Source organism: Sphingobium herbicidovorans (assembly GCF_002080435.1).
Classification (GTDB): domain Bacteria; phylum Pseudomonadota; class Alphaproteobacteria; order Sphingomonadales; family Sphingomonadaceae; genus Sphingobium; species Sphingobium herbicidovorans.
In genome coordinates, this window is record NZ_CP020539.1 from 319,018 (window position 1) to 336,856 (window position 17,839).

At 61.3% G+C, this 17,839-nt stretch carries 16 protein-coding genes; 7 read left to right on the top strand and 9 right to left on the bottom strand.

All coding sequences use genetic code 11. The features are described from left to right. Positions 1-351 precede the first annotated feature (351 nt). Positions 352-960, bottom strand: coding sequence for a TetR/AcrR family transcriptional regulator (locus B6S01_RS16130; protein WP_037468097.1), 609 nt, complete (start codon positions 958-960; stop codon positions 352-354). A gap of 135 nt (positions 961-1,095) precedes the next feature. On the opposite strand from B6S01_RS16130, the gene B6S01_RS16135 reads away from it, so the two are divergent. After that, a complete protein-coding gene (locus B6S01_RS16135) occupies positions 1,096-2,415 on the top strand; it encodes an Hsp70 family protein (protein ID WP_037468095.1) in 1,320 nt (439 codons plus the stop codon). 23 nt (positions 2,416-2,438) lie between these two features. Here B6S01_RS16135 and B6S01_RS16140 read toward each other — a convergent pair whose 3' ends face one another. From B6S01_RS16140 to B6S01_RS16150, 3 genes are all read right to left on the bottom strand, one after another. Further along, the gene (locus B6S01_RS16140) at positions 2,439-2,690 is read right to left on the bottom strand and encodes a hypothetical protein (protein WP_037468093.1); all 252 of its coding nucleotides are present in this window, start codon (positions 2,688-2,690) and stop codon (positions 2,439-2,441) included. A gap of 39 nt (positions 2,691-2,729) precedes the next feature. Next, positions 2,730-3,137, bottom strand: a complete 408-nt coding sequence (locus B6S01_RS16145) for a GlcG/HbpS family heme-binding protein (protein WP_037468327.1) — start codon at positions 3,135-3,137, stop codon at positions 2,730-2,732. Positions 3,138-3,217: 80 nt separating this feature from the next. Beyond that, positions 3,218-4,774, bottom strand: a complete 1,557-nt coding sequence (locus tag B6S01_RS16150) for a hypothetical protein (protein WP_051908487.1) — start codon at positions 4,772-4,774, stop codon at positions 3,218-3,220. A 415-nt stretch (positions 4,775-5,189) separates the two neighbouring features. On the opposite strand from B6S01_RS16150, the gene B6S01_RS16155 reads away from it, so the two are divergent. After that, entirely contained in the window at positions 5,190-5,591 is a 402-nt protein-coding gene (locus tag B6S01_RS16155) for a hypothetical protein (protein ID WP_037468091.1), read from the top strand. Here B6S01_RS16155 and B6S01_RS16160 read toward each other — a convergent pair. Together B6S01_RS16160 and B6S01_RS16165 are read right to left on the bottom strand one after the other, a co-directional pair. Next, positions 5,588-6,139 carry an rRNA large subunit pseudouridine synthase E gene (locus B6S01_RS16160; protein WP_037468089.1) on the bottom strand — a complete coding sequence of 184 codons (552 nt, stop codon included), beginning with the start codon at positions 6,137-6,139 and terminating at the stop codon, positions 5,588-5,590. The genes B6S01_RS16155 and B6S01_RS16160 overlap by 4 nt on opposite strands. A gap of 4 nt (positions 6,140-6,143) precedes the next feature. Continuing rightward, on the bottom strand, positions 6,144-7,292 hold the full coding sequence (locus B6S01_RS16165; protein WP_037468084.1) for a cupin domain-containing protein: 1,149 nt from the start codon (positions 7,290-7,292) through the stop codon (positions 6,144-6,146). A gap of 132 nt (positions 7,293-7,424) precedes the next feature. On the opposite strand from B6S01_RS16165, the gene B6S01_RS16170 reads away from it, so the two are divergent. Together B6S01_RS16170 and B6S01_RS16175 are read left to right on the top strand one after the other, a co-directional pair. Further along, entirely contained in the window at positions 7,425-9,479 is a 2,055-nt protein-coding gene (locus B6S01_RS16170) for a TonB-dependent siderophore receptor (protein ID WP_407695220.1), read from the top strand. 139 nt (positions 9,480-9,618) lie between these two features. Then, positions 9,619-10,434, top strand: coding sequence for an SDR family NAD(P)-dependent oxidoreductase (locus B6S01_RS16175; RefSeq protein ID WP_037468079.1), 816 nt, complete (start codon positions 9,619-9,621; stop codon positions 10,432-10,434). 36 nt (positions 10,435-10,470) lie between these two features. On the opposite strand, the gene B6S01_RS16180 is transcribed toward B6S01_RS16175, so the two are convergent. Both B6S01_RS16180 and B6S01_RS16185 read right to left on the bottom strand, forming a co-directional pair. Continuing rightward, positions 10,471-11,118 (bottom strand): TetR/AcrR family transcriptional regulator, encoded by a 648-nt coding sequence (locus B6S01_RS16180; RefSeq protein ID WP_051908485.1) that lies wholly within the window; start codon positions 11,116-11,118, stop codon positions 10,471-10,473. Positions 11,119-11,186: 68 nt separating this feature from the next. Then, on the bottom strand, positions 11,187-11,786 hold the full coding sequence (locus tag B6S01_RS16185; protein ID WP_037468077.1) for a TetR/AcrR family transcriptional regulator: 600 nt from the start codon (positions 11,784-11,786) through the stop codon (positions 11,187-11,189). A 164-nt stretch (positions 11,787-11,950) separates the two neighbouring features. Here B6S01_RS16185 and B6S01_RS16190 point away from each other — a divergent pair, with 164 nt between their 5' ends. Continuing rightward, positions 11,951-15,343 carry an acyl-[ACP]--phospholipid O-acyltransferase gene (locus tag B6S01_RS16190; protein ID WP_037468075.1) on the top strand — a complete coding sequence of 1,131 codons (3,393 nt, stop codon included), beginning with the start codon at positions 11,951-11,953 and terminating at the stop codon, positions 15,341-15,343. Positions 15,344-15,364: 21 nt separating this feature from the next. Here the strand turns inward: B6S01_RS16190 and B6S01_RS16195 are convergent, their stop codons facing one another. Continuing rightward, positions 15,365-15,835, bottom strand: a complete 471-nt coding sequence (locus B6S01_RS16195) for an Lrp/AsnC family transcriptional regulator (protein WP_037468073.1) — start codon at positions 15,833-15,835, stop codon at positions 15,365-15,367. A 94-nt stretch (positions 15,836-15,929) separates the two neighbouring features. On the opposite strand from B6S01_RS16195, the gene phhA reads away from it, so the two are divergent. Beyond that, a complete protein-coding gene (gene phhA, locus B6S01_RS16200) occupies positions 15,930-16,802 on the top strand; it encodes a phenylalanine 4-monooxygenase (protein ID WP_037468070.1) in 873 nt (290 codons plus the stop codon). After that, complete coding sequence (gene hppD / locus B6S01_RS16205; protein WP_037468065.1) at positions 16,790-17,836, top strand: 4-hydroxyphenylpyruvate dioxygenase; 1,047 nt, start codon at positions 16,790-16,792, stop codon at positions 17,834-17,836. Before phhA ends, hppD begins: the two co-directional genes overlap by 13 nt. The last annotated feature ends 3 nt before the right edge of the window (positions 17,837-17,839 follow it).

Consider the following 17,839-nt stretch of genomic DNA (forward strand, 5'->3'; position numbering starts at 1 on the left):
TGTCTGAACGATAGACCATGATCTCGTCCCCTGTTTGTCGAAGGCGGCGCGGCAGGGCGCGTGGCTACGCCCCGCGAAATCGCCGACTTCGCGAATGGAAAAACGACCGCCCTGCGCCCGCGCGTCATTGCGTCGCGGGCCGCCAGTGTTGTCCAATGATGAAAAGGAACGGCCTGCCTCTCCGAACGGCCGCGCCTATGCCGTCAGCGACGGCAATCCCTGTCTTGCATTCGACCTCCCAATGAATGTCGAATTAACTACCACATGGTATATAATGCGGTGTGGCCGATCGTCAAGCCGCTTTGTATACCGATCGGTCGTTTTTATTAAGTCACCGAAATTGCAGTGATATTACGAACTCGGCCACATGGTTAGTGCGGTATCGACAAGCTGGGTCAATCGGTCTTCCGAAACCCCGGACCCCGCCTGAACCGCCAGACCCTGAAGCATCGTGGTCAGGTAGAGGGCAAGCGCCTTGGGCTCGACGCCCGCGGGCAGGTCACCTTCCTCCTGCGCCCGTTCGAACCGTTCGATCAGCGCCCGGTCGGACGAGGCGCGTCGCGCCAGGATCTCGTTGCGGATACATTCGGCGTGCGCCGTATTGGCGACGGAACTGATGACGCCCATGCACCCCTTGGGATCGGTGTTGCCGCACTGCATGGCGAGCGCGCCTTTCAGCAGCCGTTCCGCGACCTGCTTGGCCGTGGGCGCTTCCAGCGCCGACTGCACATAACACAGCTTGTCCCGCTCATAGAGGTCGAGCGCCTTGCGGAAGAGCGATTCCTTGTTGCCGAAACAGGCATAAAGGCTCGGCTTGGTGATGCCCATCGCCTCGGTCAGCTCCGCGAGCGAAGCGCCTTCATAGCCGCGACGCCAGAATATCTCCAGCGCGGCGGCCAGCGCCTTGTCCGGATCAAACTCGCGCGGACGGCCTCTGGCGGGGGCGAATTCGGTTTTCATACCGATCAGTATATAGATGCCCCGGCGAATAGCTCAAGGGCGCCGTTGCATAACCCATGGCAATCCCGTTGCGCCCCGTCCCCACAGCTGCCAAGAGGCCCGCCCCGAAATTCGTTTTAACTCGATGGTTCCTTCATGCATTCGCCCAGCTCGATCGGCATAGATTTCGGCACGACCAACTCCGTCGTCGCGCTCGGCAGCCCCGGCGGCGATGCGTCAATGGTCGATTTCGCCGCTCCAGACGGCTCCGCCTCCATCTTCCGCTCCGCCCTTTGCTTCTGGGAAGATCACGCAGTTCCCGGCGGCATCGCGCGCGAAGCTGGCCCCTGGGCGATCGCCGAATTTCTCGAATATCCCCAGGGCAGCCGCTTCCTGCAATCCTTCAAGTCGGTCGCCGCCAGCCGCGCATTCGAACATGCGACCATCTTCGAAAAGCGCCTCCGTTTCGAGGAACTGGGCGCGATCTTTCTCGACCGCCTGCGCGCCCATGCCGGGGAGGCGCTGAAGGCGCTGCCGCCGCGCGTCATTGTCGGACGTCCCGTCCGCTATGTGGGGCAGCGCCCGGACAATGTCCTTGCCCGGCAGCGTTATGACCTGATGTTTGCGGCGTTGAAGCGGGAGGTGCATTATGTCTACGAGCCGCTTGGCGCCGCCTTCAGCTTCGCTGCGCGACTTGCCGAACCGGCAACCTTGCTGGTCGCTGACTTTGGCGGCGGCACCAGCGACTTTTCCGTGGTGCGGATCGCGGCGCCCGGCGTTGCGCAACGCTGTACGCCGCTCGGATCGGCTGGCGTCGGCATAGCGGGGGACCGCTTCGACTATCGGATCATGGACAATCTGGTGCTGCCCATGCTGGGCAAGGGCGGCACTTATGACTCCATGGGCAAGCGGCTGGAAATTCCGGCAGGGCATTTTACCGACTTTGGCGATTGGTCACGCCTGGCGCTGATGCATAATCGCCGCACGCTGGCCGACCTGAACAAGCTCCAGCGGGCAGCGACCGATCCAGCGGCTATCGGCCGGATGATCGCGGTGGTGGAAAATGAGTTGGGCTATCCCCTCTATGATGCAGTGGCGCGATTGAAGCGCGTCCTTTCCAGCGAAGAACGCGCGCATTTCCACTTCGACAGCGCTGGCGTGCGTGTGGAGGCTGACGTCAGCCGGGCTGAGTTTGAAGGCTGGATCGCGCCCGATCTCGCGCGGATCGGCACGGCCATCGATGCGGCACTGGTCAACGCGGGTGTCCGCGCCGAGGCGATCGACCATGTCTTCCTGACGGGCGGCTCCTCCCTGATCCCTGCCGTTCGCCGCCTGTTCGACCAGCGCTTCTCCGCAAGCCGGATCGCCAGCGGCGATGAGCTGACGTCCATCGCGCATGGGCTGGCGCTGATCGGCCAGGAAGCGGACATCGCCCAATGGACCGTGGATCGGGACGCGAAAGCAGAAAGGGCGTAGATACCCACCCTGCATGTCCGGGATCAGCGATCCTTGTCCATCATGTCCATGAAGTCGCGCGCGGCATCCCGATCCGCCGGATCATCAAAGGCATCGAGGTCCGGCGCAGCCCCCAGCAGGAACAGGAGCGACCAGAGCGCAAAGCGCCGACCGCGATCCGTCTCCAGGCCAAAATCGACGCGCATTCTTTCTATGCCCGCTTCAATGGCGGAAGGCGGAACGGAGTCCAGCTTGTCCGACCCGAAATAGCGTCGCAGCTGATCGTCGAAATTCATACGCGTCCAATCATCGGATTATGCATTTTCAGGTCGCTCTTATCCCAGGATGGCTGCGATGCCTGCGCGCGCGATCTGGGCATCCTGTTCCGACTTGACCCCAGACACGCCGACTGCACCAACGAAGTCGCCATCCACCACGATGGGAACCCCGCCTTCGAGCAGGGCCTGTAGTGCAGGCGCGGACATCATCGTCACTCGTCCGTTCAGCACCAGATCTTCATAGACCTTCGATTCCCGTCGGCCGAGGATCGACGTTACGGCTTTTGCTGGCGCCATGTGGGCGGTGCTGGCGGCAGCGCCGTCCATTCTATGCAAGCCGAGCAGATGGCCGCCGTCATCGACAACTGCGATGGTTACGGCCCAATCATTGGCCAGCGCCTCCGTTTCCGCGGCGGAGAGGATTGCTTTTACGTCGCTGGCTTCGAGGCTGTTCTTGGTCTTCATCACTTCATCCATTTGGTCGGCGGAAGCGGTGCCTTACCATTTGAGGAACATCTTGCCAGTCCCATGCGAACCGCGCGCGTTCATGCCATGTCTTCCTCTTCGGCGGGGATGGTGATGACCGCCGGTTTTCCGCCGCCATATGGCTGGATCGCGATACGAACGTCCCCCGGTGCAGCAAGATCGGACAAGGGAATGTCGATTGAAAGCCGTTCACCCTTCATCTGCCAGTCGGCGGTAAGATTGCGCCCGTCCGGCAGCTGAACGGCAATGTTTCTGACGCATGCGAGCGAAGGACCGGTCACCAGAACATTGTTTTTGCGACCTGTTTGCAGGCGTTGGCCGGGCGCGACTTGCCAGCCATCATCCTGTGGAAATTGTGCCGCAAACTTTGGGCCTTCAAAGGCATCGAACCCCCAAAAGCCATGCAGGCGCGCTGTGACGGAGCCCTTTAAACCAGTCGGGTCGAACGATGGCGCAAATATATAGCCGCCCTTGTCCGCGTGCGCGATCACGGGTGCCTCCACCACGCGCCCATCCTTATCTGTCAGGCGCAATGCCATGTTGTGCGCATAGTCGGTGGCAAAGACGAGCGGCGCTCCATCGACCCCGAATACCGCGCCCGGCCGCGTCGCGCATATGGGCGCGTCGCCGCTGCTACGCAGCGGGGGCGGCACATTCTTCTCGATCGCGGGCAGTGCGGCGACCAGCACCGACTTGGGCCTGCGAAAGGACGGCGCGCTGTTCAGCAACAAGGATATCGAATGGCCATTCTGGATTCCCAGAGCGGGCAGATAGTTGAATTCAGGATTGTTGAAAGCGCCGAACATTCGCGCAAGGTCGCGCACCACGCTGATATAGGGGCTGTAGAAGCCATATCCGCCCTCTCGGGTCGCGCTCAATTGCAGGGCAAGGTCGGTCGGTGCGCCGATGATCGTCTCGGTCAGCGAATTGCTGTGGATGTCGCCCAGCACCAGGCTGTCTCTGTTTTCCAGAAGGCAGGCGGCCTGGAATTCCACCACTTTCGCCAGGCAGTCCGGGTTCAGTTTGACCGCAAGGCTGGAGGAAAGGACGGGCGCGACATTCCGCAGATATTCCGGGTGCGTATTTTCTTGCGACCGGATGCCCAGGATGAACGCGTTGAGCCTGGTCCTGTCGAGCGACGCCTTGTTGATGTCCTGCGTCACTCGGACGAATTCGCCCGGCCTGCCCCTCACGGCGTCGGAGATCGCACTGAAATCGCCCCGTGTGTCGGGCACCATGAACAGGACAAGTTGCCGGGCATGATCCGGGACGGTCAGCTTCAGCATCCGCTTTTTGTCCGTTTTTTCCCAAGTCTCTGCGCTGGCGATCCATTTTTTGGGAGGCGGATTGGTGACGCCGCGCAGGAACGCGGAGACCAGCAGGTAACGGACAGCCTGGTCCGGGGGCAGCTTTGCCTCGATACGGATGACGTCGCCGGTGGCCAGAGCCGGAACCTGACCGATGGGCAGGGTGCGTCCTCCGCGGCTCACGCTGACCGACAGGTCGGGACCAGCCAGATCGAATGGCGCCGGATCGGCCGCCGCGGCCCGCACGGCGGTCAGGCATGCAGCTACGACGAACAGGCCGAAACGAAGTGAAAGGATACAGCGACTCATGCTATCTCCCTGCCCCGGATACCGGTTTCGTCAAGACAGGAAGCCAGCTTTTCGGCCTTGCTGCTCTGCAAGAGAGACGGGGTGCGGCCGACGACCCTTCCTATAACCGCTTGATCGCCGCCAATAGCCTCTCAGCGGTCTTTTCGATCCGGACGTCCGCGGTAGCGGTTGCGTGGGGTGTACCATCCTCCACCCGTTGCTCGCTGGCATGATTGCAGGCTGCAACGGTCAATCCAGCGGCAAGGATAGTCAAGGTGGTTCGGGACATGCAGCGCCTTCTCACAGGTTTTCGGCTCAACGCGCTGCAGATGCTCCCGTTCCCATCTTAAATCGAGAGAACATAGGCGAGGGGAGGTGCGCGCGTTACAGGGGCATGAACCATCATTGGATCAAGACAATGGCAGGAGTTTCCCAAATGCTTCCCGCTCGCACCTACAGCGTAACGATCGACCGTGACTGGCAGGCGCTCTACGAGATGATCTGGCGGCCGGAATCTTTCCCGAAATGGGCTTCCGGCCTCGCGGAATCGGAACTTCGCGAAGAAGATGGATGCTGGCTGGCGGACGGGCCGGAAGGTCCAATCCGCATCCGCTTCACGCCCCATAATGACTATGGCGTGATGGATCATCATGTGGACCTGGGCAGAGGCGAGGAAGTCCATGTTCCGCTTCGCGTCGTCGCCAACGGCAAGGGTGCGGAGGTCATGCTGACGCTTTTTCGTCAGCCGGGCATGGATGATGATCGATTCGCAGCCGACATCAAATGGGTCAATCGCGATCTACGGGCATTGAAAATGCTGATCGAAGGGTCTGCCTAGCTGCCCGCCGCCGCTTCGCGCCATGTTCCCTGCGGAATGCCATCGAGCGTCCAGTCACCGATCCGCCAGCGCACCAGCCGCAACGTCGGATGCCCCACCGCTGCTGTCATTCGTCGGACCTGCCGATTGCGCCCTTCCCGGATCGTCAGCCGCAGCCAGCAGTCCGGCACGCTCTTGCGGAACCTGACCGGCGGATCGCGGGGCCAGAGCGCCGGATCGTCTATCCGTTCGACCTGCGCGGGCAGGGTTGGCCCGTCCTTTAGCCGCACGCCGCGCCGTAATGCTTCCAGCGCGGCCTCGTCCGGCTCTCCCTCCACCTGCGCCAGATAGGTCTTTGGCGTCTTGAACCGGGGATCGGCGATCCGCGCCTGCAACCGCCCGTCGTCGGTCAGCAGCAGCAATCCTTCGCTGTCCAGATCCAGCCGCCCGGCAGGATAGACGCCAGGTCTGTCGATGAACGCCGCCAGCGTCGGACGCGGCGGTCCTGTGCTTTCATCCGTGAACTGGCACAGCACGCCATAGGGTTTGTTGAACAGGATGAGTGTCATGGTCTCAATCCTCCTCTTCGAACGCCAGACTGCCCTGGTCGATCAGCGTCTTGATGAGTGCGGTCGCATCATGGCTTGCGCAAAGCGCCGGATCGACCTTCAAGAGATGGGCCGCGCCCAATTGTTCGGCCAGCCCCGCCGTCTCTTCCGCGCATTCGAAACAATGGCCATCGACAAACAGCAGGATATCGACGCCCTGGCGGATGAAGGAAAAGCGGCTGGCAGGATTGCGCTTCAATGGGATGCCTTGGGCCAGAAGCGACTGGACTTCCTTCTGGTCGATCGGGTCTTCCGGCCGCCAATCGGCATCGGCATATTTGGGCAGGCTGTTATGCAGGCCGAACCAGCGGGCAAAGGCCTCGCGGTCTGACAGGGCCTCCATAACCATCGCATGCAGTCTGTTGAGGGCGGGGGCCGTGATCTCGCCAGGATTGTCCTGAACCGGCAGGGCCGGATCGGCATAGCGATCCTCTTCCGGCGCGGCGTCCGCCTGATGCTCGCACCAGCTTTCGATCAGTTCGGCGCGGGACGGCGCGCGAAAACCGATGGAATAGGTCATGCAATCATCGCCGACGGCCACACCGTCATGCGCGAAGCAGGGCGGCACATACAGCATGTCGCCCGGTTCGAGTATCCACTCGCCCGTAGCCTCGAAATCGGCGATCAAGCGTAGATCCTCATGCGGCAACAAGGGCGTCGCCGAATTGCATCGCGGCCCAACGCGCCAGCGCCGCTTTCCCAGCCCCTGAATCAGGAAGACATCATATTGATCGAAATGCGGTCCAACGCCGCCGCCGTCGGTCGCATAGCTGACCATCACATCGTCGATGCGCCAGTTCGGGATAAAGCGGAATGGCTCGACCAACTCCGCGACGGCTGGCGCATGATGGTCCACAGCCTGAACCACCAGTGTCCAGGGGCTGTTTCCCAGTTCACCGAAGCGTGCTTCGGGCAGGGGGCCGCTTTCCATCTTCAGGACGTCGCCGTCCGTTGTGATGAGGCGGGATTCCACCGCGTCTTCACAGGCCAGCCCGGCCAACTCGTCCGGCTCCAGCGGATTGCGCCATTCAGCCCATGGGTTGCGGATCAGCAAAGGGCGCTGTTGCCAATAGTCCCGCAGGAACAGCTCTATGTCGAAATCGGCCAGATACATGGATCGCCCATGCGCCCACCGCCTGCCGCTGTCAAAGCGCGCGGGCGCATCCACGGAAATGCGATGAAACGCTATTGCTAATTTGTCGCAATATACTAAGGCGCGTTCGATTAATTAATAAGGGGATTTCAGATGAAGAATGAGGGCATGATGAAGATCGGCGTCGCGCTTATGGCGTTGGCGGTGGTTCAGCCAGCATGGGCCGATGAAGCGCAATCCCCCGAAGGCGCAGAAGCAAGTAAGGATGGCATCGTCGTCACAGCGCGCTCGGGCACCAAGACCGAAACACCCCCGATCGAGGTTCCCCAGCCAGTCACCGTGATCAGCGACCGGACATATTTGTCGCAGGGTGCGATCAGCATCAGCGATACCGTGCGATATGCCGCTGGTGTGACGGCAAATGCCTATGGCCGCGACACGCGCGTCGATAGCTTCGTCATTCGCGGCATCAGCGCGCTGCAGTTCCGCGACGGCATGCGCGATATTTTCAGCTATTACGCCAGTGTCACCTCCGACCCCTATAATTTCTCGCAGGTGGAAATCGTGCGCGGCCCGGCTTCCGTGCTCTTTGGTCAGGGTTCGATTGGCGGGCTTGTCAACCTGGTGTCCAAGACGCCGACCTTCCAGACCGGCGGCGAGCTGTCGGTCGTCTATGGCAGCTATGACCGCAAGGAAGCGATGGGCGATGTGAACGTCGCGCTGTCCGACACGCTTGCTGTCCGCGCCGTAGGCCGGGTGCGTGACGCGGACACCTATGTCGACAATGTTCCCGATGATCGCGTATTCTTCTCGCCCTCGATCCGTTGGCAGCCGACGCCGGACACGGACATCACGCTGCTTGGGCTTTACCAAAAGGACAAGAGCGGTTCGACGTCGCAGTTCCTGCCGATCGTCGGCACCTTCCGTCCCAATCCGAACAACAGCGAAGCGCTTGACCCCTTCCTGTTCGTCGGCAAGCCCGGCTGGGACCGCTATGACGGCCGCATGCTTCAGGGTGGCGGATCGCTGACGCAGCGTTTTGGCGACAATGTCGAACTGAATGTGAAGGCTCGATATATCGACAGCAATCTCAGCTATTTCACGCATTATGCAAATAGCTATACCAATCCGACCAATCCTTATCTGGACCCCGCAGGGCGCACGATTGGTTTGTATAGCGACGGCAGCGAAGCGCGGATGAATGTCTTTTCGACCGACAATAATCTGCTGTTCAAGTTCAACACCGGGTCTCAGATAGAACATAAGCTGTTGGTCGGCGTCGATTATAGCTGGAACAAGGTGCGCAAGGTCGGAGGCTTTGGCTATGAGGTGGTCGATCTCTACGACATCGATTATGACGCACTTACCATTCCGCCGCTTGACGGCACTCCAGAGCGGACATCGCAAAAGCAACTTGGCATCTACGTGCAGGACCAGATCCGCATGTGGGACCGCGTATCGGTCGTGCTGGGCGCGCGGCGCGATCGGGTCACGACCGCAGGATCGCCGGTCAAGGACAATGCGACGACATTCCGCGCGGGGATCATCGGAGAGATTGGCGCGGGCTTCTCGCCATTCTTCAGCTATACTGAAAGCTTCTTGCCAATTGCCATGACGGTTGACGGTGGCGGTCCGGCCAAGCCGCAGCGCGGCACGCAATATGAAGCGGGCGTCAAGTGGCAGCCAGAACCGAACACGATGCTGACAGTCACCGCCTTCCATATCAAGGAAATCAACCGCATCCTCTATGGAGCGGGCAGTTCGGTTACCCAGTCGGGCGAAATCACCACCAAGGGTATCGAGTTCGAAGCAAGCCACCGGTTGCCCGAAGATTTCGAGCTGCTGGTGAATTATGGCTATAACAAGCTGGTGTCGCACGACACCGACTATTTCGACTATCTGCCCCGCCACAACGCGTCGATCTGGGCGACCAAGACCTTCGGGATGCGGGACGGCGCACAGCTTCGTCTGGGCGCGGGCGTCAACTATATCGGCAAGCGCGAGTCGATCGGCCCGGCCTGGACCATCGTCACGCCCAGCTATACGCTGGTGGACGCGCTGGCGGAGATCAACTGGAACAATTGGCGCTTCGCGATCAATGCGACCAACTTGCTGAACAAACAATATTTCGCGTCGTGCCTGTCGCGCGGCGATTGTTTCGTGGGCGCACCGCGCAATGTCATGGGAACGGCTACTTTCCGCTTCTGATGAGACGAGGCACGGCGCCGGAACATAGTCCGGCTCCGTGCAGATTCCGTGCTGGCGGGTCCGGCCAACTATCCCTTGACTCGATATGGAACTGATCGATACCCATTTTGCAACAGGCAAAATGAGAGGGTGATCGGCCATGGCGCGTTTGGATGGAAAGGTGGCAATCGTAACGGGTGCTGGCCGCCTGGGGAATATTGGGGCGGCAGTGTGCGACGCCTTTCTGCGAGAGGGTGCTCGCGCCGTTATCGCAACCGATCTGCGGATGGACGCCGGCGCAGAGCTGACCGCCGATATGGACGGCAAACATGGCGCCGGTCGATACCGGTTGGCGCAGCAGGATGTGACGCTGGAGGCGGACTGGGCGGCATTGGTCGAAACGGTCCTGGCCGAATTCGGCGCTATCGACATTCTTGTAAACAATGCGGGAATTTCGATCCATGGCGGCATCGAAACCACATCCCTGGAGGATTTGCGCAAGGTCATGGCGGTCAACCATGACAGCGGCTTTTTGGGCATGAAATATTGCGCGCCAGCACTGGCGGACACGATCAAGCGCTTTCCCGGCGGCGGATCCGTGATCAACACGGTGTCGATGGCCTCTTACATGCCCAACGCCAACAATATCGGATACCATGTGTCGAAATCGGCGCAGCGCATGCTGACTTTGTGCGGGGCGGTTGAGTTCGGACCCAAGCGAATTCGCGTCAATTCAGTGCATCCGGGGCAGACCACCACGCCGCTGCTGAAGGAAGGTTATGAGGAATATGCGCGTCTGGGCTTTTATGAATCGAGCGAGGCGGGCATCCAGGATCTGGTGAAAATGTGCCCGCTTGGCATCGAAAGCTTCCCGGAAGATACGGCGCATGCGTTCGTCTATTTGGCATCGGACGAGTCCCGTTTCGTCACGGGCGCGTCCATCTATCATGACGGCGGGCTGGCGCGGCATTTCTGACGGTTGAGGGAGGCTGGCGGCATGGGCCGCCGCCCCTCAGTCTGCGCCGGGAGCCAGTCCGCGCGCGATAAGTTTCGCGATGCGCCGGGCCTTTTCGTCGGCTTCCTTGTCGGACAATGGCTGAACCGTGCCAGCGGACACGGCGGCGACCATGTCCTGCGACAAAGCCCACAGGAACAGCGATGCAATCTCGTCGCAATCGACCGGGCGGATCAGGCCCCTTGCCTGAAGCCGTTCCAGATAGGCTTTCAGCGGCGCTTGCTGCCGAACCTTGCGGGCTTCCTCCATCGCGTTTCGAAATTCGGGGAAGCGAAGCCCTTCGCGCATGCTGATTGCAGTGATGGCATGGGCGGCGGGAGTCCGGGTGCTGCGCATGATCATTCGCGCCCATTCATAGAGACCTTCGGCGGGGTCGTCGCGGTCGAGCAGGCGCAGGTCGGTCGCCATGTTCCGATCCGCCATCCGATCAAGCACCGCGCGGAGCAATCCGGGCTTGCCGCCATATTTGGCATAGATTGTCTTTTTTGAGACCTTGGCGCGGCCGGCGATGATCTGAAGCGTGGCATGTTCATAGCCCAGTTCGATCAGCGCCTGTTCCGCTACTTCCAGCAGCGCCTGAGCACGGATTTCGACCTCTTCCGACTTCGGTCTTCCCGCCCTGCTTTGCCTGTCCTGCTCATGCATCGCTCATGCTTGGCCGGATCAACGGATGAGCGCAAGACTGGACGAAGGGCGCATGGTGCGGGACGTCGCTACAGCCTTGCCCCGGCAGCGCCCAGGCATTCCTTTACGCGAGCGGTCGCCAACCCGAGCGGATCGGTTTCGCCGAGCAGCGCGAAGCTGCCGTTGAGCGCGAAGGTGCAATGGCCGTGGACCGTCGCGACTAGCGAGCGCGCCAGGCGGGGGGCGGCATCCTTATGATCCGTTGGCAGGACCGCCGCGACTTCCCGCACGACGATGTCGGTCAGGCGAGCGCGCCGCTCCGCATAATCCTCAGGCATGGGCACGCCCTCCGGCAACCGATGGTCGTAGATCGCCATCCAGATATTGCGGTTTTCCGACGCGAAGCTGAAATAGCCCTCCACGAGCGCGGCGATCCTGTCCTTTGGATTATGCGCGAGGCGTTGTTCGAGCCATTGGGCCCAAAGGTCGAAGGTGCGTGTGTTGATCGCGGCGACCAGACGGTCATAACTAATGAATAAATTATAGAGTGTACCGACAGAATAGCCGATGCGCTTGGCGACCTCTCGGGATGAGAATTTGGCGAAGCCGCCTTCGGCCATGTGGCGGTGACCCTCGGCCAGGATCAGGGCCTCCAGTTCTTCGCGGCTATGGTCCGATCGTCTGCCCATCACAACGCCATAGGAGATGAATTATACACTGTCTAATTAATTTATTGAACGGTGTATAATTCTGCGCTATCCGCCTTGTCGAAGATGGCTATGCGGTGGCCGCGTGATCGGGTTAACAACTCATCGAGAATTGCGGCGTAAGGCGCGAAGGACGGGGTAATCAAATGTCGGCACCTGATCTGTCTTTGCTGGGAAAGCGCCGTTTCGCGCCCCTGTTCGTGGTTCAGTTCCTGGGCGCGTTCAACGATAATCTGTTGAAGTTCGCGCTGCTGTTCCTTGCCAATTTCGGGCTGTATCGCGCCGAACCGGACAAGGCGGAAATATTGGCGACCATCGCCACGGGCCTGTTCATCCTGCCCTATTTCCTTTTTTCCGCGCTCGCCGGACAGCTGGCCGACGCGTGGGACAAGGCGAAGCTGGTACGCGGCGTCAAGGCGGCTGAAATCGTCATCATGGGGTTGGCGGTCACAGGCTTCTGGATGGAATCGGTGCCGCTGCTGCTGTCCTGCCTGTTCCTGATGGGGCTGCATTCGACCATCTTCGGCCCGATCAAATTTTCGATCCTGCCGCAGCATTTGAAGCCGCAGGAAATCATGGGCGGCACGGGCCTGATCGAGGCAGGGACGTTCCTTGCGATCCTGAGCGGCCAGCTGGTCGCCGGGGTGATCGCGCCCCTGCAAGCAGGATTGGTGGCCGTCACCATTGCGATTGTCGGCTTCCTTGCCAGCCTGGCGGTGCCGCCCGCACCTACGGTGGCGCCGGACCTGCGGATAGAGCGCAACATATTCAAAAGCACCTGGCAGATACTGAAGTCGGCACGGCATGGACGCGGCGTGTGGCTGTCGATCCTTGGCATCAGTTGGTTCTTTGCCGTGGGCGCGGTCCTGCTGGCGGAGTTCGCCCCGCTGGTGAGCGGTGTGCTGAAGGCGCGGCAGGAGGTGGCGACCCTGTTCCTGCTGATCTTTTCGGTCAGCGTCGCGCTGGGGTCGATGCTGGTGAACCGGCTGCTCGGCGGGCAAGTGTCTGCGCGGTTCGTGCCGGTGGCGGCATTGGCGCTGGCGGGTTTCATGATCGACTTGTGGCTGTCGACGAGCGGTTATCTGGCGCTGCATCAAGCCGCAGGGATCGCCGAGTTCGTCCGGTCGGCCGGCAGCTGGCGGATCATGGCCGATCTTTCCGGCATCGCCTTTGCCGGTGGCATGTTCATCGTGCCGCTCTACGCCATTCTCCAGACGCACAGCCCGCGTGAGGAACGGTCGCGCACCATTGCGGCAAACAATATCGTCAATGCCGCAGTCACTGTCGTCGTGGTTTCGGCGGTGACGGCGATGCTGGCGCGCGGAGAAAGCGTGCCCGGCATCATCGGCGTCATGGGATTTGCGACGCTGGTCGTGGCGCTCATCAGTTGCTGGCTGTTGCCTGAAACGGTGATCAAGTCGGTCGTACGCGGACTGCTGCGGCTCTTCTACCGGGTCGAGGTGCATGGCGCTGAAAACATGCCCGGCATCGGTCAACCGGCGGTCGTGGTGGTGAACCATGTATCGTTCCTCGACGGGCTGCTGCTCGCCGCCTTCCTGCCGGGCAAGCCGACATTTGCCGTGCATACGCGCATCGCGAGGGCATGGTGGCTCAAACCCTTTCTGCCGCTGTTCGACGCCTTTCCGGTTGATCCCACCAACCCGCTGTCAGCCAAGGCGATGGTCAAGGCGGTGCGCGAAGGGCGGACGCTGGTGATTTTCCCGGAAGGGCGCATCACCGTCACCGGCGCGCTGATGAAGATATTCGACGGCCCCGGCATGGTCGCGGACAAGGCGGACGCGCCGATCATCCCGGTGCGGATCGACGGTGCGCAGTTCACGCCTTTCTCGCGCCTGAAGGACAAGGTACGGCTGCGGCGCTTCCCCCGCATCCAGCTGACCGTGCTGCCGCCCCGGCGTTTCACGATAGAGGGCGAGATGACGGCGCGGGCGCGGCGGGCCATCGCCGGGCGACGGCTCTATGATGAAATGAGCCAGATGATGTTCGCGACGTCGGACACGGACAGGACATTGTTCGAGGCGCTGCTGGAGGCGCAGCATGTCCATGGCCGCAGCGCGCTGGTCGTCGAGGATGTGAAGCGCGAACCGTTGAGTTATGGCCGGTTGGTGACGGGCGCTCTGGTGCTCGAACGGGCGCTGCGCTCCGCGACGCGGCAGGGAGAGGCGATCGGCGTGCTGCTGCCCAATGTCTCGACGGTCGCAGTGGCGTTCTTCGCCTTGCAGGCTGGCGGGCGCGTGCCTGCGATGCTGAACTTCACGGCGGGGCTTGCCAATCTGAAGGCGGCCTGCACGGCGGCGCAGATCCGCACGATCGTTACCGCGCGCGCTTTTGTCGAGCAAGGCAAATTGGGCGATGTGGTGGCCGGACTGGAGGCGGAAGGCGTTCGCTTCCTTTGGCTGGAGGATGTGGCCAGCGGCATTGGCTCCGGGGCCAAGCTGCGCGGCCTGATCGCCAGCCGCGTTGCCGGGCGCGCGCATAAGTGGCTCAAAATCTCGCCCGACGATGCGGCGGTCATTCTTTTCACCAGCGGGTCGGAGGGGCTGCCCAAGGGCGTGGTGCTGACGCATCGCAATCTGCTGTCCAACTGTCGCCAGCTCGCGGCGCGGATCGATTTCAATTCTTCCGATGTCGTGCTGAATGCGTTGCCGGTGTTCCACAGCTTCGGGCTGACCGGCGGCACGTTGCTGCCGATTTTCCACGGCGTGCGCACGCTGCTCTATCCCAGCCCGCTGCATTATCGGATCGTGCCTGCGCTGGCCTATGACGCCAATGCGACGATCCTGTTCGGCACCGATACCTTCCTGTCGGGCTATGCGCGCATGGCGCATGGCTATGATTTTTATTCGCTGCGCTACATTTTCGCGGGCGCGGAACGGGTTCGGGACGAGACCCGCAAGATCTACGCGGAAAAATTCGGGCTGCGAATATTGGAAGGCTATGGCGCGACGGAGGCAGGGCCGGTGATCGCGGTCAACACGCCCATGCACTACCGCGCCGGATCGGTCGGGCGATTGCTGCCGGGAATAGAGGCGCGGCTGGACGATGTGCCGGGCATCAGCGAGGGCGGGCGGCTTTCGATCCGGGGGCCGAACATCATGGCGGGTTACATGAAGGCGGACGCGCCGGGGCTGTTGCAACCGCCAGAGGGCGGATGGCACGATACCGGCGACATCGTGACCATCGACGATCAGGGTTTCGTGACGATCCGCGGCCGCGCCAAGCGTTTTGCCAAGATCGGGGGCGAGATGATCTCGCTGCCTGCGGTGGAAGGCTATGCTTCGGCGCTGTGGCCGGATGCCGATCATGCCGTGGTGACGCGTCCAGACCCGCGCAAGGGGGAGCAACTGGTGCTGTTCACCACCGCGCGCGACGCGAAGGCTGCGGCGTTGCAGGCGTGGGGCAAGGCGAACGGGGTGGCGGAACTCGCCATTCCGCGCGACATTCGCGTGCTGGATGCGTTGCCGCTACTTGGCACGGGCAAGACCGATTATGCGTCGATGACGCAATTGGCTGGCTAGGGCGTGGGGCGGCCAGCCAAGTCAGACCGGCAAGGCGGTCGTATATTTGGTCATCGACAGGGCGAAATGGGATGCCGCGTTGGCGACATCGGCTTGCCCTAGCAGCGTGTGCATCAGGAACAGATTATAGTCGGCGACGTCCGCTACGACTATGCGGAGCAGATAGTCCCACTCGCCCGACATGGAGAAGCATTCGACGATTTCGGGACGGCTGTTCACGAACTCCTCAAAGGCCTGTCGCGCGTCGCGGGCATGACTGCGCATGCGGATGTTGCACAGCACGTTCACACCACGGTCGATCTTCTCCGGGTTGACGAGGCGCACGGAGCCGGTGAGGATCCCGGCGGCCTCCAGCGCCTTGATGCGGCGCCAGCAGGAGGCTGTGGACGCGCCAACCCTGTCCGCCAGTTCCGCATGGCTGAGGGTCGCATCGCTTTGGAGCGCTGACAGAATTTTGCGGTCGATCTGGTCTATCTGATTGGCGGGTTTCATATTCTATCCAATCGCGATTGCCTCATGCCGAATAATCCGGGATTTTGCCGTAGAATGAAACCCCTTTTCACAGGCGTCATGCGATAAGTTCATCATGTCGCAACATGCTCCAGAACGTCCGGCGGACGCCGCCGAGGACTGGACGATCCCGCAAGATTGGGGCGCTTACACGGCGCAGGATCATGCGATGTGGGACCGGCTGTTTGCGCGTCAGGCGGCGATGCTGCCGGGGAGGGCGGTGAAGGAGTTCATGGACGGACTTGGCGTGCTTCACATGACGAAGCCGGGTATTCCCGATTTCGACGAACTGTCGGAGCGGCTGATGAAACTGACCGGCTGGCAGGTGGTGGCGGTGCCGGGTCTGGTGCCTGACCGTCTGTTCTTCGAACATCTCGCCAATCGCCGTTTCGTCGCGGGGCGCTTTATACGGACTCCCGAGCAGCTGGACTATCTTCAGGAACCGGATGTATTCCACGATGTATTCGGCCATGTGCCGCTGCTCGCCCATCCGGTGTTCGCTGATTATATGCAGGCCTATGGCGAGGGAGGTCTTCGCGCCGACAGTCTTGGCGCAATAGATCGTCTGGCCCGGCTATATTGGTACACGGTCGAATTCGGGCTTATCCGGCAGGGCGAAGAACTTAGACTCTATGGCGCGGGAATCCTGTCGTCCTACGGGGAGTCGATATTTGCGCGGGACGATCCGTCGCCCAATCGCATCGGCTTTGACCTCAAGCGGCTGATGCGGACCCGTTATCGCATCGACGACTATCAGCAGAGCTATTTCGTGATCGACAGTTTCGACGACCTGCTGCGGCAGACGGTCGAGATGGATTTCGCGCCGCTCTACGAAGAACTGCAGCAGGAAAGCGACCTGGGGACGGCAGACATCCTGCCTCAGGATATAGTGTTCAACCGGGGCACGCAGGCATATGCCCGGTCTAGAATGGGAGCATGCCCCGCATGACCGCCAATCCGCTTGGCCTGAACGGCTTTGAATTCGTGGAATTTACGTCGCCCGATCCCGACGGGATGGCCGAACAGTTCGGGCAACTGGGCTTCGTGCCGACGCATCGCCATCCGGTGAAGAATATCACCCGGTACAAGCAGGGCCGCATCAACCTGATGCTCAACCGCGACGATGCGGGGCGGGTTGCCGCCTTTCGCGGGGAGCATGGGCCATCCGCCAGCGCCATGGCCTTTCGCGTCGCCGATCCCGTTGCAGCGATGAAATGGGCGGTCGATCATGGCGCGAAGCCCACGGAGGAAGACGACACGGTCATCCAGGGTATTGGCGGGTCCTATCTCTATTTCGTTCAGGACGGGGCGGACCTGTATGCCGAATGGGCGGAGTTTCCGGGCTGGCGCGAGGCGGAGGCCGCGAACAGTGTCGGGCTGGACCTGCTCGACCACCTTACCCACAATGTCCGGCGCGGGCATATGCGGGTATGGAGCCAATTCTACCGCACGCTCTTCAATTTCGAGGAGCAGAAATATTTCGATATCAAGGGGCAGGCGACCGGCCTGTTCAGCCAGGCGATGATCGCGCCCGACCGGGCAATCCGCATCCCGCTCAATGAAAGCCAGGATGACAATAGCCAGATCGAGGAATTCATCCGCCAATATCATGGCGAGGGTATCCAGCATCTGGCCCTGACCACCGGCGATATATACGGCACGGTCGAAAAGCTGCGCGCGCGGGGCGTGCGGTTACAGGACACAATCGACACCTATTATGAACTGGTCGACAAACGCGTGCCGGGCCATGGCGAGGATCTGGAGCGGTTGAGGAAGAACCGCATCCTGATCGACGGCGATGCGGAGGAAGAGGGCATATTGCTCCAGATTTTCACCGAAAACATGTTCGGCCCGATCTTTTTCGAAATCATCCAGCGCAAGGGCAATGAGGGTTTCGGCAACGGCAACTTCCAGGCGCTGTTCGAAAGCATCGAGCTGGATCAGATCAGGCGCGGCGTCATCACCGTGGGCGAGGGAGCCTGACGA